The 14,316-nt window shown below is 72.7% G+C and carries 12 protein-coding genes; 1 reads left to right on the top strand and 11 read right to left on the bottom strand.

Features of this window, described 5'->3' with window-relative positions; all coding sequences use genetic code 11:
• Positions 1–30: 30 nt before the first annotated feature.
• The 10 genes from ABZ444_RS32610 to ABZ444_RS32565 all read right to left on the bottom strand — a co-directional run bounded on the left by ABZ444_RS32610 (position 31) and on the right by ABZ444_RS32565 (position 11,186).
• Positions 31–864 (bottom strand): hypothetical protein, encoded by an 834-nt coding sequence (locus ABZ444_RS32610; protein WP_358005229.1) that lies wholly within the window; start codon positions 862–864, stop codon positions 31–33.
• The gene (locus tag ABZ444_RS32605; protein ID WP_358005226.1) at positions 861–1,700 is read right to left on the bottom strand and encodes an ATP-binding cassette domain-containing protein; all 840 of its coding nucleotides are present in this window, start codon (positions 1,698–1,700) and stop codon (positions 861–863) included. The genes ABZ444_RS32610 and ABZ444_RS32605 overlap by 4 nt, the downstream gene beginning before the upstream one ends.
• The gene (locus ABZ444_RS32600; RefSeq protein WP_358005223.1) at positions 1,697–2,500 is read right to left on the bottom strand and encodes a zf-HC2 domain-containing protein; all 804 of its coding nucleotides are present in this window, start codon (positions 2,498–2,500) and stop codon (positions 1,697–1,699) included. Before ABZ444_RS32600 ends, ABZ444_RS32605 begins: the two co-directional genes overlap by 4 nt.
• Complete coding sequence (locus tag ABZ444_RS32595; protein WP_358005220.1) at positions 2,497–3,021, bottom strand: RNA polymerase sigma factor; 525 nt, start codon at positions 3,019–3,021, stop codon at positions 2,497–2,499. The genes ABZ444_RS32600 and ABZ444_RS32595 overlap by 4 nt, the downstream gene beginning before the upstream one ends.
• A gap of 134 nt (positions 3,022–3,155) precedes the next feature.
• Complete coding sequence (locus ABZ444_RS32590) at positions 3,156–4,079, bottom strand: ABC transporter ATP-binding protein (protein WP_358005217.1); 924 nt, start codon at positions 4,077–4,079, stop codon at positions 3,156–3,158.
• Entirely contained in the window at positions 4,079–5,047 is a 969-nt protein-coding gene (locus ABZ444_RS32585) for an ABC transporter ATP-binding protein (protein WP_358005214.1), read from the bottom strand. The genes ABZ444_RS32590 and ABZ444_RS32585 overlap by 1 nt, the downstream gene beginning before the upstream one ends.
• On the bottom strand, positions 5,044–6,009 hold the full coding sequence (locus tag ABZ444_RS32580) for an ABC transporter permease (protein WP_358005210.1): 966 nt from the start codon (positions 6,007–6,009) through the stop codon (positions 5,044–5,046). Before ABZ444_RS32580 ends, ABZ444_RS32585 begins: the two co-directional genes overlap by 4 nt.
• The gene (locus tag ABZ444_RS32575) at positions 6,006–6,923 is read right to left on the bottom strand and encodes an ABC transporter permease (protein WP_358005207.1); all 918 of its coding nucleotides are present in this window, start codon (positions 6,921–6,923) and stop codon (positions 6,006–6,008) included. The genes ABZ444_RS32580 and ABZ444_RS32575 overlap by 4 nt, the downstream gene beginning before the upstream one ends.
• A gap of 34 nt (positions 6,924–6,957) precedes the next feature.
• Entirely contained in the window at positions 6,958–8,595 is a 1,638-nt protein-coding gene (locus ABZ444_RS32570) for an ABC transporter substrate-binding protein (protein ID WP_358005204.1), read from the bottom strand.
• A 77-nt stretch (positions 8,596–8,672) separates the two neighbouring features.
• A complete protein-coding gene (locus ABZ444_RS32565; protein ID WP_358005201.1) occupies positions 8,673–11,186 on the bottom strand; it encodes a collagenase in 2,514 nt (837 codons plus the stop codon).
• A 153-nt stretch (positions 11,187–11,339) separates the two neighbouring features.
• On the opposite strand from ABZ444_RS32565, the gene ABZ444_RS32560 reads away from it, so the two are divergent.
• Complete coding sequence (locus tag ABZ444_RS32560; RefSeq protein ID WP_358005198.1) at positions 11,340–12,296, top strand: LysR family transcriptional regulator; 957 nt, start codon at positions 11,340–11,342, stop codon at positions 12,294–12,296.
• A gap of 25 nt (positions 12,297–12,321) precedes the next feature.
• Here ABZ444_RS32560 and ABZ444_RS32555 read toward each other — a convergent pair whose 3' ends face one another.
• Positions 12,322–14,313, bottom strand: coding sequence for an ABC transporter ATP-binding protein (locus ABZ444_RS32555; protein WP_358005195.1), 1,992 nt, complete (start codon positions 14,311–14,313; stop codon positions 12,322–12,324).
• Between the last annotated feature and the right edge of the window lie 3 nt (positions 14,314–14,316).

Here is a 14,316-nt window from a genome sequence, read left to right as displayed (position 1 = left end):
GCACGAGCGGGTGTCGCGAGGTGGGCGGGGTCACGGCAGTTGCCGGGTGGCGGCCACGGCCGCGATCGCGACCAGGGCGGCGCCGATGCCGAGCCAGAGCCCGCGCCGAGCGGAGTCGCGGGTCATCGCCAGCGCCCCGGCCCCCAGGCCCAGCGCCAGCAGGTAGAGGGCGTGCCAGTCGGGCGAGCCGGCCACGAAGCCCACGCCGTCCAGGTACGGCGGCGGCCCCCACCGCGCGAACTCGACGTAGAAGCCCAGCATGGTCAGCGTCGAGTGCAGCGGCTCCACGACCCCGTTGACGGCGATCAGCACGAGCATCACCAGGACGGAAGCCCCCGGCCACGGCAGCCACCGGGCCACCGCGACCCCCAGCGTGCCGGCCCCGAGCACGCACAACGGCCCGGCGCCGATCTCGTGGACGCTCGGGAACCGCTCCAGCTCGACGTCGGCGACCGCGTAGACCGTCACCAGGACGGCCTGCATCGCGCAGGCCAGCAGGAACGGCCCCAGCGCGGCCAGGCAGGAGGCCGCGGTGCGCAGGTCGCGTCCGGCGGGGGTCGCGGCCAGCAGCTCGTCGGTGCCCGCGCGTCTGGTGGCCGAGGCCGTGAGCGTCGCGGCGAAGAACAGCGGCACGCCCAGCGGGAGGACGAGTTCGTTGGTGAGCGCGCTGTAGGCGGGCCGGGGCGCCCATTCCGTGGTGGCCAGGCCGATCAGGTACAGGACCAGGCCCGTGATCGCGAGCGGGTGCAGCATCAGCCGCCGGGTCTCGGCCAGCGCGAGCGAGGGCAGCAGGTGCGCGGGTCCTCCGCCGTTCTCCAGCTCGTCGGATTTGCCCGGCGCGATGGGGCTCACGTGGCGCGTCATGCCGTCGTCTCCGTGGTCGCGCCGGTGAGGAGCAGCAGGTAGCCGTCCTCCAGGGTCGGGTCGGCGGGACGGGCGTCCGTGGGGGCGGGGCCGAGGCCGCGGTACAGGCCGTCGCCGGTCCGCCGGGAGCGGCCGCCCGCCTTCTCCGCCGACACCCAGACCTGCCCCTCGGCCAGCGCCCGGAGCTCCGCCGGGGTGCCGGTGAACGCGCACCGGCCGCCCTTGAGCACGACCAGGCGGTCGCAGAGTGCGGCGACGTCCTCCGTCTGGTGGGTGGACAGCACGACCGCGCGGTCCTGGCCGAGGCGCGCGACCAGCTCGCCGAACAGCAGCCGCTGCTCCGGGTCGAGACCGGCGGCGGGCTCGTCCAGGAGGATCAGCTCGGGCTCGCCGAGCAGGGCCTGGGCGATGCCGAGGCGCCGCCGCATGCCGCCCGACAGCGTGCGGACGCGCCTGCCGCTCACGGACGTGAGCCCGACCTCCTCGATCACCCGGCGCACCTCGTCGTGCCTGGACCGGCGGTGTGTCATCTCCTTCAGGACCGCCACGTAGTCGACGAACTCGAAGGCGGTGAGGCCGCGCTGGAAGCCCAGGTCCTGCGGCAGGTAGCCGAGCCGCCGCCGGATCTCCAGCCGGCCCGCGCCCGGGTCGCGGCCGAGCAGCCGCAGCTCGCCCCCGTCCGGCGCGAGGACGGTCGCGAGGACCCGGACGAGGGTGCTCTTGCCCGCGCCGTTCGGGCCGAGCAGGCCGGTGACGCCCTTGCCCGCGCTCAGGGTGAGCCCGTCCAGGGCCCGGCTGCGGCCGTAGGTCTTCACCAGGCCGACTGCCTCGATCATGAGAACTCCCCGCGGCGGACGACGAGCAGGACGACGGACACCACGATGACGGCCAGGTAGCCGGCCTGCCCGGCGGCCCCGAACATGGCCAGGTCCGGCTCGCGCACGTTCGTGGCGACGACCGCGGCCACCCAGGGCACGGTCACCGCGACGGCGCAGCGGCGCGGGTCGTACCGGCTGGACAGCGCCAGGGTCAGCGAGGTCAGGGCGAGCGAGGGCAGCAGCCACGCGGCCGTCGCCCAGCCGCCGCCCGGCAGGGTCAGCCCGGCCGCCAGCGCCAGCGCCGACGACGACGCCACCACGGCGGCGGCCCGCATCAGCATCAGCCGGAACGTCGAGTACGGCGCGGCCAGCCCGATCTCGTGCGCCGGATCGCCGTCCCGCCCGAAGGCCACGGCGACCCCGGCCACCGGCACGACCGGCGCCAGCGTGAGGAACGTCAGCAGCCCCCACCGGGTCGTCTCCCCCGAGGCCAGCGCGGCGAAGAACAGCGCCACGGCGCTCGCGGCCAGCCACGGCAGCCGCAGCGAGGTCGTGGCGCCCAGCAGGCGGGCGGTGTGCTCGCGTACCCCGGCGGCCCGCAGCAGCCGTTCGACCGGGCGGGGCGCGGGCGCGTCGACGGAGTCGGCGATGTCGTCCCAGACCCGGTCCAGGCGGGCCCGCGGCACCCGCGAGGCCAGCAGGAGCCGGCACTGCTCGCAGGCCAGCAGGTGGGCCTCGACGGAGGCGGCGGGCGTCGCGGGCAGCTCGCCCGCCGCGTACGCCGCGGCCATGCCGTCGTCCATGTGCCAGGCGCTCACGCCAGTTCCTCCCTCAGCAGCGCGCGGGCGCGCATCATCCGGGTCTTGACCGTGCCGGCCGGGATGCCGAGCAGGCGTCCGGCCTCGCGGGTGGTCAGGCCGTCCAGCACGGTCGCCTGGACCACGGCGCGCAGCTCCGGGGAGAGCTGGTTGAGCGCCCGGCCGAGCTCGCCGTACTCGATGCCGAGCAGCACCTGCTCCTCGGCGGAGACCATGACCTGCTGGTGGGCGGGCAGCGCCGCGGGGCGGCGGCGCAGCTGGTCGAGCAGGCGGCGCACGCCGATCCCCCAGATCCAGGCCGCGACCTCGCCCCGCCCGTTCCATTTGCGCGCGGTACGCCAGACCGCGACGAAGGTGTCCTGGACCGCCTCGTCCACCACGGCCGGGTCGGCGCAGCGGCGGGTGAGCCGGAGGAGCAGCCAGGGCGCGTGCCGGGCATAGAGGACTTCCAGCGCACGCCGGTCGCCGTCGGCCACGGCCTCCAGCAGCCGGGCGTCCTGCCACGTCTCGTGCTCGCTCACGGGAGCCCGTTCATCGGTGTCATGCCTCTCTGTCGCATCCCTCGGCTCCGGCGGTTCACGATGAGAGGAAAAGTACTGGCGGCGACGACCGCTCCGGCCGTCGCCGCCTGCACAGGGCCCCTACGCGGGCCTGCTCACTCCTCGGGGAAGTGGCAGCTCACCTGCCGTCCCCTCACCGTCGTGAGCACGGGCGGCTCGGTCCGGCACAACGGCTGCGCCTTCGGGCAGCGGGGATGGAAGGTGCAGCCGGGCGGGGGCGCGAGCGGGCTGGGCGGGTCGCCGTGCAGGACGATGCGCTCCCGGGTGGCCTCCACCTCCGGATCGGGCACCGGCACGGCCGACAGGAGCGTGCGCGTGTAGGGATGGGCGGGATCGGAGTAGACGGTGTCCGACGAGCCGGTCTCCACGATCCGGCCCAGGTACATGACGGCGACCGTCTCGCACATGTGCCGCACCACCGACAGGTCGTGCGCGATGAACAGGTAGCCGAGCCCGAGGTCGGCCCGCAGGTCGGCGAGCAGGTTGACGATCTGGGCCTGGATGGACACGTCCAGCGCCGAGACCGGCTCGTCGCAGACGACCAGACGGGGCCGGGAGGCGAGCGCGCGGGCGATGCCGATCCGCTGCGCCTGGCCGCCGGAGAACTCGTGGGGATAGCGGTCGGCGTGCTCGGCGTCCAGGCCGACGAGCCGGAGCAGCTCGACGACGCCGTCCCGGTCGACCGTCCGGCGCGGCCCGGCGACGATCTGCCGCACGGTGTGGCGCGGGTTGAGCGACGCGAACGGGTCCTGGAAGATCATCTGGAGCCGGCCGCGCATCGGCAGCAGGGCCCGGGGGCCCAGGTGGGTGATGTCGTGGCCGTCGAAGGTGACGGTCCCGCCGGTGGGCTCCAGCAGCCGCACGATCATGCGCCCGGTGGTGGACTTGCCGCAGCCCGACTCGCCGACCAGGCCGAGCGCCTGGCCTTCCGGCACGTCGAAGCTCACGCCGTCCACCGCCCGGACCCGTTGCCCGCGGCGTCCGGAGAAGGTCATCCGCAGGTCGCGCACGGAGAGCATCAGTGGTCGGCTCCTTCCAGGTGGCACGCGACCCGGTGGGGGTCGCCGGCGAGCGGCGGGCGCGTGGTCGCGCAGACGTCCACGGCGGCCGGGCAGCGCGGGTGGAACCGGCAGCCCGGCGGCGGCGCGAGCAGCGAGGGCGGCGCCCCCGCGATCGCCCGCAGCCGCGCCCGGCCCGCGGCCGCACCCGCCGGCACGTCCGGCGGCGCCGCGCCCGGCACCGAGTCCAGCAGGGCCCGCGTGTACGGGTGCAGCGGCCGTTTGAAGATCTCCCTGGCCGGGGCGTGCTCCACGGTCCGGCCGCCGTACATGACCAGGACGTCGTCGGCCATGCGCGCCACCACGCCCAGGTCATGGGTGATCAGGACGACCGCGAGCCCCCGCTCGCGCTGGATGCGCGCGATCAGGTCGAGGATCTGCGCCTGGACGGTCACGTCGAGCGCCGTCGTCGGCTCGTCGGCGATCAGCACGCCCGGCTCGCAGGCCAGCGCCATCGCGATCATCACCCGCTGCTGCATGCCGCCCGAGAAACGGTGCGGATGCTCCCCGGCGCGCCGCCGCGGCTCCGGGATGCCCACCTCGGCCAGCATGTCAACCGCCCGCTCGCGGGCCGCCCGCCGGCCGGCCCGGCGGTGCAGCCGGTACGCCTCGGCGATCTGCTCCCCCACGGTGAAGAAGGGATGCAGCGACGACAGCGGATCCTGGAAGATCATCGACACCGCGCTGCCGCGCAGCCGGCGCAGGCGTTCGGCCGGGGCTCCGACGAGCTCCTCCCCGTCGAGCTCGATCGACCCCGCGACGGTCGCCCGGCGGTGCAGCCCCAGCAGCGACAGCGCGGTCACGGACTTGCCGGACCCGGACTCGCCGACGACGCCCAGGGTCCGCCCCCGCTCGACGCCGAACGACACGCCGTCCACGATCCGGACGTCGCCGAAGCTCACGGACAGGTCGCGCACGGAAAGGATCACGAATACCTCACCCTGGGGTCGATGACCGCGTAGACCAGGTCCACGAGCAGGTTGGCCAGCACGATGAAGAAGGCCGCGAGCAGCGTCGTGCCGAGGATCACCGGCTGGTCGGACTTGACGATGCCGTCGTAGGCGAGCCGACCGACGCCGGGCAGGCCGTACACGGTCTCGGTGATCATCGCGCCGGCCAGCAGGCCGCCCAGGTCCATGCCGAAGACGGTGACGACCGGGGTCATGGCCGCGCGCATGCCGTGCTTGGCGACGACCGTCCGCTCGTGCAGGCCCTTGGCGCGGGCCGTCCTGATGTACGGCTCGGCCATCGTCTCGATCATCTGTGCCCGGGTGAGCCGGGCGTACATGGCGGCGTAGAGGGCGGCCAGCGTGACCCAGGGCAGGATCAGGTTGCCGGCCCAGGCGGCGGGGTCGTCCGTGAGCGGCACGTACGCCGGGTAGGGCAGCAGCCCGGTCACCCGTACCACCAGCAGGAGCAGCACCATCGCCACGAAGTAGACCGGCAGGGACGCGCTGGTCAGCGTGGCGATCATCAGCGTCCGGTCCAGGGCGCTCCCCCGGCGCAGCGCCGACACCACCCCGACCGTGACGCCCACGGCCAGCCACAGCAGGGCCGCGCCGACCGCCAGGGACGCGCTGGCGCCGAGCCGGTCGATCAGCAGGTCCCAGACCGGCAGGGCGTTCTGGTAGGAGAACCCGAGGCAGGGCACGTGGCAGCCGGGGCGTCCGGCGACGATGCCCGCGACGTAGCCGCCGAACTGCTCCCACAACGGCCGGTCCAGCCCCATCTGCGCGCGCACCTCGGCGACCCGCTCGGGCGTGCAGGTCTTGCCGCACGCCTGGACCGCCGGGTCGGACGGCAGCACGTAGAAGATCACGAAGGTCACCGCGCAGATCACCAGCAGCACGCCGGCGACCGCGAGGGCCCTTCTGGCCAGGTACGACGTCACTGTGCCGCCCCCTTGGGGTCGATGGCGTCGCGCAGGGCGTCGCCGAGGAGGGTGAAGGCGAGCACCGTCAGGAACAGGCAGGTGCCGGGGACGAGCAGGTACATCGGGTCGACCTCGTACCAGAGCATCGCCTCCTGGATCATCTGCCCCCAGGAGGCGGTCGGCGGGCGCACCCCGACCCCGAGGAACGACAGCGCCGCCTCGGTGCCGATGTTGGCGGGCACCGCGAGCGTCGCGTACACGAGGATCGGCGCGGTGATGTTGGGCATGATCTCGCGGAAGACGATGACGCCGTTCAGCGCGCCGCCGACCCGGGCGGCGTCCACGTACTCGCGGTGCTTGACGGAGATCGCCTGCCCGCGCACGATCCGCCCGATGTACGGCCAGCCGAACCCGCCCATCACACACACGAGCAGGACCATCCGGTCGCCGTCGGGCATGACCGAGATGAGGGCGATCATGAAGATCAGGCTCGGGAACGACATGAGCAGGTCCATGGTCCGGCTGATCAACGCGTCCGCCCAGCCGCCGAGGTAGCCGGCCAGCAGCCCGAACACGGTGCCGAGCAGCACCGACACCAGCGTCGCCAGGGTGGAGACCATCAGCGAGACGCGGGCGCCGTACACGATGCGGCTGAACACGTCGCGGCCGTTGACGGGCTCGACGCCGAGCCAGTGCTCGCCGCTGACGCCGCCCAGCATCCCCTTGGGCACGCCCGCCAGCTCCTGGTCGATCGCGGAAGGGTCGAAGGCGTCCGGCGGCCAGCCGTTCACCTTGGTGAGCAGCGGCGCGGCGAGCGCGACCAGCACCAGGACCGTCACCACGACCAGCGCGAACCGGGCGGCGGCACCGCCCAGCAGGCGCTTCCTGACCAGCCGGGCGGGCGGGCTCGCCGTGACGACCGTCGCCGTCATGTCCGGCTCCGCCGGTATCCGGGGTAGCCGTTCCTCACTTCTGCCGCACCCCCAGGACGGCGAAGTCGAGCTGCCCGGACCAGACGGGATGGCCCACCGCGCCGGAGACGTCCTTGCCGACCAGGATCGGCTTGCGGTCCCACGCGTACGGCACCGCCGGCGAGGACTGCATGACCTGCCGGTCGAGGTCGACCCAGGCGGCTTCGGCGGCCTTCGGATCGCTCATGGCCTGGATCTCGTCGATGCGCTTCTGCACCGCCTCGTCGCGGAACTGCCAGACGTTGCCGGAGTTGCCCTTCTCGACGATCGTGCGCCCGTCGAACAGCAGCGGCAGGAACGTCGCCCCGGACGGGTAGTCGGGGCACCAGCCGTAGGTGAACAGGTCGGGCGTCTTGGCGGTGTCGCCGACGGTGTCGTAGTAGACCGAGGGATCGACGGGCGTGAGCACGACCTCGACGCCCGCCCGCTTCAGCGACGCCTGCACGGCCTCGCCGAGCGCCTTGTCGCCGGTCGAGATCGTCATCCGGACGTTCAGCGTCCTGCCGCCCAGCAGGGCCTTGGCCTTCTCGACGTCCCCGGCCGGCGGGAGGTGGAACACGTCCTGCGGCGTGCCGCCCGACAGGGCCGGCGGCAGGTAGGAGGTGGCGATCGAGGTCATGGCCGGGCCGCCGGCGGCGGTCTGGAGTGCCTGCTTGTCCAGGGCGAAGTGCACCGCCTGCCGGGCCTTCAGGTCGTCGAAGGGCGGCTTGGAGGTGTTGAAGCCGATCATGTCGGTGCATCCCGACATGGCGTTGACCAGCCGGGACTTCACGTCCGGCCGGGGCAGGATCTTGGCCAGGCTGGCGGCGCTGACGTCGGTGTAGGCGATCGAGGTGGCGTCCTCGCCCCTGCTCTCGATGAGCCGGTCGTCGATCACGCCCTGCCGCAGGCCCTGCTTGACCACGATGCGGTCGGGCGCGGCCTTGCGCACCGGGTCGGTGGCCGCCGACCAGTGCGGGTTGCGCACCAGGACCATCTCCTTGCCCCGGTCGTAGCGCTCGATCTTGTACGGCCCGGAGGAGAAGGGCCGGTTGTCGTACTGCGCGCCGGTCTCCTTCGCGGCCGGCACCGGCGCGAACGTCGGCAGCGTCACCGTGGAGGAGAACTCGGCGACCGGCCGCTTGAGGCGGAAGACGATGGTCCGGTCGTCGGGGGTCTCGATCGAGTCCAGGTGCCTGCCCTTCAGCGGGCCCTTGTAGCCGTCGGCGCCGGCCAGGTAGAGCTGGGCGTAGTTGGGGCCGCCGGGCAGCTCGGGGGCGAAGGAACGCTCCACGTTGTACTTGATGTCCTTCGCGGTGACGGGGGTGCCGTCCTCGTACTTCACGCCGTCCTTGAGGGTGAAGGTCCACACCTTGCCGCCTTCGGAGGCGGTCCCCAGGTCGGTGGCCAGATCCGGGACGATCTCGTGGCTGCCCGCCTTGAAGGTGGTGAGGGTGCGGTAGAGCAGCCGGATGCCGAAGTCCATCTGGGGCATCGTCCAGTTGCGGGCCGGGTCCAGGTGGGAGAAGTCCTGGTTGGACAGGATCGTCAGGGTCCCGCCCCCGGCCGCCGTCGCCGGGGTGGCGGCCTTGCCGCCGCCGCAGGCCGCCACGCCGAGCAGGAGCCCCGCGGTCAGCACGTTACGGAGAGTCACGGATCACTCCAGTGAGGTGAGAGGGCCCGGACCGGGACCGGCGGGAGAGGGTTCGCCGGCCCCGGCGCCCGGACGGTCTAGTACTCGGTCTTGACGCTCGCGCCCGAGAAGGTCTGCGCGGCGTGGAGGCTGATGTAGTTGTAGCCGGCGGGCGGGTTGTTGATCACCAGGGTCTCGGCGTTGCCCGACGCGGTGGAGCGCTGGGTGTAGGCCGAGGTGGTGGCCCAGGTGGCGGCGTTGTAGTAGAGGTCGGCGTTCCCGGTGCCGCCGGAGGCGGTGATGGTCAGCCTGGCCGTGCCCGCGGGCAGGTAGATGTAGAGGTAGGCGTAGTTGCCCTGGGTGGCCGACAGGTTGCTGCGCTTGCAGTTCTTGTCGAGCTTGCGGGTGTCGGAGGCGGTGCACTCCGGCGTCGAGCCGCCGCCGGTCGACACCGTGACCTGCTTCGACGCCGTCGCGGTGGCACCGCCGTTGTCGGTGACGGTCAGCGTGACGGTGTACGTGCCCTGCGCCGCGTAGGCGTGCGACGGGTTGGCCGCGGTGGAGGTGGCGCCGTCGCCGAAGTCCCAGCGGCGGGCGGCGATGGTGCCGTCGGAGTCGGTGGAGGTGTCGGTGAAGGCGGCCGTCAGCCCGCTGGCCGTGGAGGTGAAGTTGGCGGTGGGCGCCTGGTTGCCGGTGCCGCCCCCGGAGCACGCCCCGGCCGCGCAGGCGGCGAGCCAGGTGTACCAGTCGGAGTCGTAGCGGCTGCCGATCGTGCTGGTCAGGAACGACCTGGCGGTGCTCCACGCGCCGGTCCGGTACGAGCCGAGCAGCGTCGCGACGTCGGCCGGGTGCTTCTCGAACATGTAGCGGACGGCCAGGTAGCCCCACCGGTAGATGCGGGTGGTGTCATGGTCGTAGGTGGTGTTCCACAGCGTGCTCAGCGCGTACGTGCGGTTGCCCGCCTCGGTGATCGCCGCGTCGTAGACGACCTTGCGGTAGGAGTAGGAGACGTACTCGGCGAAGCCCTCGATCCACCAGATGGTCGGCGTGCTCACCCCGGCGGTGAAGTCGCCGTACATGTCGAACCGGCCGTCGAGGTAGTGGGTGTACTCGTGGTTGAGGTTCCAGATCTGGAAGTCGGGGCGCAGCCACTCGGCCTCGTAGGCGATGAACCTGGGCTGGTTGCCCGCGGCGGCGGGGTTGCCCTCCAGGTACATGCCCCCGTTGTTGGTGTCGATGCCGAACATCGCGCCGGCGTAGGTCTGGTAGTCGGTGCTGGAGTCGAAGACCACCACCTCCAGCGTGGTGTTGTTGTCGCCGGCGACCGGGCCGTTGTCCTTGACCAGGTTGTGGAAGAAGGCGTCCTGGTTGGCCAGGCTGGCGCAGGTGGCGGCGAGCTGGCCGGCGGTGACCTCCTGGGCCCGGATCCTGATGCTGGCGCTGCAGGTGTGGGTGATCGGCAGCACGCTGGCCGCCAGGCGGGCCGCCAGGTCGCAGGTGCCGTAGTAGGAGCAGTTGGCCTTGTCGTAGGAGTCGGTCATCTCGGCCACGCCCACCCACAGCGGCGCGGTGGCACCGGTCATGGAGCTGCGGCCGAGCAGGTTCTTGGCCAGCGGCCGGACGGTGGCCTGCAACGCCGTGTGCTGCAGGAAGCGGCCCAGCTCGCGCCCGGCGTTGGAGGCGAGGTAGCCGCGGTCGGTGCCGAGCAGGTTCAGGTGGTTCGTGGCGAAGGAGTTCAGGGAGTCGAGGACGCTGCGGTCGGCCTGCACGGCGCTGACGAACGCGGGCACCTGGTGGCCGCGGAACAGCACGGTGTAGACGTTGTTGACCGCGTTGAGCATCCACCACGACGCGTCGTAGGAGCTGTTGTAGCCGTCGAGCAGGCGCTTGACCACGTACAGGTAGCGGTCGTTCTGCTCGGCGCTGTCGATGAGGGTGACGGCCTCGCCCAGCACCTCGCCGTTGGCGTCGCTGACGGTCGAGGACCGGGAGCTGCCGAAGAAGGCGTCCAGGCCGGACCGGATCGCGGTGGTGAGCGCCTGGCCGTACGAGCCGACGTCGCCGGAGTTGTACCAGTGGACGTAGTAGCCGGCCCGCAGGTAGAGGACGAGCTGGGCCGTGGCGGTGCTGTTGTCGCCCGGGTAGTTCGCCGAGTTGTCGCGCAGGGCGTAGGCGACGGTCGTCATCTGCGCCTCGCGGAAGGCGTTGTAGGCGTCCGTGCCGGTCAGGTTGAACAGGGTGTTGACGCAGTCGGTGGCGCTGGCCTTGATCTGCTGGACCAGGGCGCTGCCGGTGCGGCTGGTGAAGTCGGAGACGTTGCACGCGGCGGCCGCGGCGACGCCCTTGCGCGCCGACGGTCTGGCGTGCTCCGGCCGGGTGGCGGGTTCGTCGTAGTCGCGGCGCAGGGCGTCCTTGGCCGCGGGCTGGGGCGCCCGGTCACGGGTGTCGAGCCGGGACTTGGCGACGTGCGGGGTGTCGTCGGCCGGGACCGCGAGGCGGGCGGCCGGGGGCGGTTCGGCCGCCGCGCTCGCCGGTGTCGCGGCGAACGGTGGGAGTAGGGCTAACGCGGCCAGGGGAACGATCAGCCGCCAGCCGTGCAGGACCTTGCGCACAAGAACCTCCGGGGGGTATCCGCATGGATGCGAGGTCGGGTACGAGTGTGCGGTCCGTCCGGAGGGCGTGGTCATACGACGCCGCATAAGTGTTGCCTATGGGCGTTCCCAATACGTCGCCAAGAGCCATCACATGTCACATAATCCTGAGCTATGGACCTGGATCTCCGGCATCTCCGAATGGTCTGTACGATCGCCGAGGCCGGCAGCGTCACCAAAGCGGCCGCGCGCCTCGGGCTGTCCCAACCGGCGATCACCACCCAGCTCCGCAGGATCGAGGAGATGGTGGGCGGTGAGCTGTTCACCCGCAGCCGCAACGGCGTCGAACCCACCCAGCTCGGACGTCAGGTCGTCGCCCGCGCCCGGATCGTCCTGTCGGAGATCGACTCGCTCTTCGGCGACCTGCACGATGCGAACCCGGCCGTCACCGGGCTGCGGCTCGGGTGCAGCCACCTGGCGTGCGTGGCCAGCGTGGTGGACCGGGTCGGCGAGGCGTTACCCGGCCGGTCGATCTCCCTGCGCATCGAGCCGTCCAGCGTGCAGCTCGCCGACGCGCTCACCCACGGCCAGCTCGACGCCGCGCTCATGGGCATGATCGAGGGGTTCGACGTCACCCTCACGCCGCCGGTCGTCACCCGCACGCTGGTGCCCAGGTATCCCATCTTCGTGGCCATGGCCGCCGGGCACCCGCTGGCCGAGCAGGCCGAGGTGCACCTGTCCGACCTCAGGAACGAGCGCTGGATCAGCCCGCCCGGCGCCGACGACGGCTCGCTCGCCGCCCTGCGCGCCTCCTGCCGGGCCGCCGGCTTCGAGCCGGACGTGCGCTACGACGCCCCGAGCGGCGCCGGCCGTCCGCTGGTCGCCGCCGGGCTGGGCGTGCGCCTGGTGGACCCGACCTGGCCGGTGCCCGAGGGCACCGCCGTCCGGCCGCTGGTGGGCGAGCCGCAGGTCGGGCACCTGGTCATGGCCTGGCGCAGGGACCTGATCGGCGCGGACGCGGCGGCGGCCATCTACCGCGGGCTCGCCGCCGCCTTCGAGGACCACATCGACGACAACCCCACCTTCCGCCAGTGGTGGGACGAGCACCCGGGCGCCCATCCCCTCCGCTGACGGCCGCGACCTGCGAGCCTGGGCCTCACTCCGCCGTGCGCAGCGGGAAGTGGCAGGCCACCTGGTGCTCGCCGCCCGCCAGCGGCGGCTCGGTCTCGCAGATCTCCTGGGCGAGCGGGCAGCGCGTCCTGAACCGGCATCCCGAGGGCGGGTTCTGCGCGCTGGGCAGCTCGCCCTTGATGGCGACGCTCGTGCGCGGCGCCACGCCCGGCTCGGCGGACGGCACGGCCTCGATCAGCGCCTGCGTGTACGGGTGCCGGGCGGCTCTGACGACGTCGCGAGCGGGCCCGACCTCGACGAGCTTGCCCAGGTACATGACGCCGATCCGGTCCGACATGTAGTCCACGACGGACAGGTCGTGGCTGATGAACACGTACGACAGGCCCAGCTCGCGCTGGAGGTCGCGCATGAGGTTGAGCACCTGGGCCTGGATGGAGACGTCGAGCGCGCTCACCGGCTCGTCGCACACGATCAGCCGCGGCTCCAGGGCCAGCGACCTGGCCAGCCCGATGCGCTGGAGCTGGCCGCCGGAGAACTCGTGCGGGTAGCGGTCGAGCACCCGTCGCGGCAGGCCCACCTGGTCCAGCAGGGTGCCGATGCGGGAGCGGCGGCCGGCCCGGTCGCCGGCCTGCTGGATCTCCAGGGGTTCGGCCAGGATGGAGTCGATGCGCATGCGCGGGTTCATCGCCGCGTAGCTGTCCTGGAACATGAGCTGGACCCGCCGGTGCATGGCGCGGCGGGCGCGCCGGTCGAGCGTGGCGATGTCGGCGCCGTCCACCACGATCTGCCCGGAGGTGGGCTCCTCCAGGCCGACGATCAGCCGGCCCACGGTCGACTTGCCGCAGCCCGACTCGCCCACGAGCCCGAACGTCTCGCCGGGGCGCACGTCGAAGCCGACCCCCGCGACCGCGCTGACCTGCGGCGCCTTGCGGCCCATCGAGCCCGTGCCGTCGTAGTTCTTGACCAGGTCGCGGACGGACAGGATCGGCGCGGCCTCGGCCTGCGGCCCGGCCCGGTCGGGCCGCGGCGCGGCGGCCTCGGCGCGCACCCGCGGCTGGAGCACCGGGTGCAGGCAGGCGTGCTGGTGCTCGCCGTCCGACAGGGTCACGTCGGTGGTCCGGCACTCCTCGGTCGCGAAGCGGCAGCGGGGCGCGAACCGGCAGCCGGTCATCGGCCGGGACAGGTCCGGCGGCAGGCCGGGGATGCTGTAGAGCGCGCCGTTGTCGTGCTCGGCCGCGCCGGGCAGCGACTCCATGAGGGCCTCGGTGTAGCGGTGGCGCGGCTGCCGGAACAGCTCGGCGGTGGTCGTGGCCTCCACCACGCGGCCGGCGTACATGACGGCGACCCGGTCGGCGCGGCTGGCGATCACGCCCAGGTCGTGGGTGACCAGGATGACCGCCATCTGGAACTCCTCGCGCAGGTCGTCGATGAGTTCCAGGATCTGGCGCTGGGTGGTGACGTCGAGGGCGGTGGTCGGCTCGTCGGCGATGAGCAGCCGGGGCGAGCAGACCAGGGCCATGGCGATGACCACACGCTGGCGCATGCCGCCGGAGAGCTGGTGGGGGTAGGCGTCGGCGATCTTGTCGGGACGCGGCATGCCGACCCGGCGCAGGATCTCCACGGCCCGCTCGCGCGCCTCGGCCTTGCCGACGCCCTGGTGGACCCGGAGCGGCTCGGCGACCTGGGCGCCGATGCGCATGGTGGGGTTGAGCGAGGTGAGCGGGTCCTGGAACACCATGCCCATCTCGACGCCGCGGATCCTGCGCATCTCGGCGGGCGGCAGGGACAGCAGGTCGCGGCCCTCGAACAGGATCTCGCCGCCGACGACGCGGCCGCCGGACGGCAGCAGGCCCATGACCGACAGGGCGGTCATGGTCTTGCCGCTGCCCGACTCGCCGACGATGCCGAGCGTCTCGCCCTGCCGCACCTCCAGGTTGACGTGGTCGAGGGCGTGCACGACGCCCTGACGCAGCGGGATGTCGGTGCTGACGTCGCGCAGGCGCAGCAAAGGGCTCATGTT

Origin of the sequence: Nonomuraea sp. NPDC005730, assembly GCF_040630865.1 — a bacterium.
Taxonomy (GTDB): domain Bacteria; phylum Actinomycetota; class Actinomycetes; order Streptosporangiales; family Streptosporangiaceae; genus Nonomuraea.
This window is presented reverse-complemented; position numbering and strand designations above follow the sequence as displayed.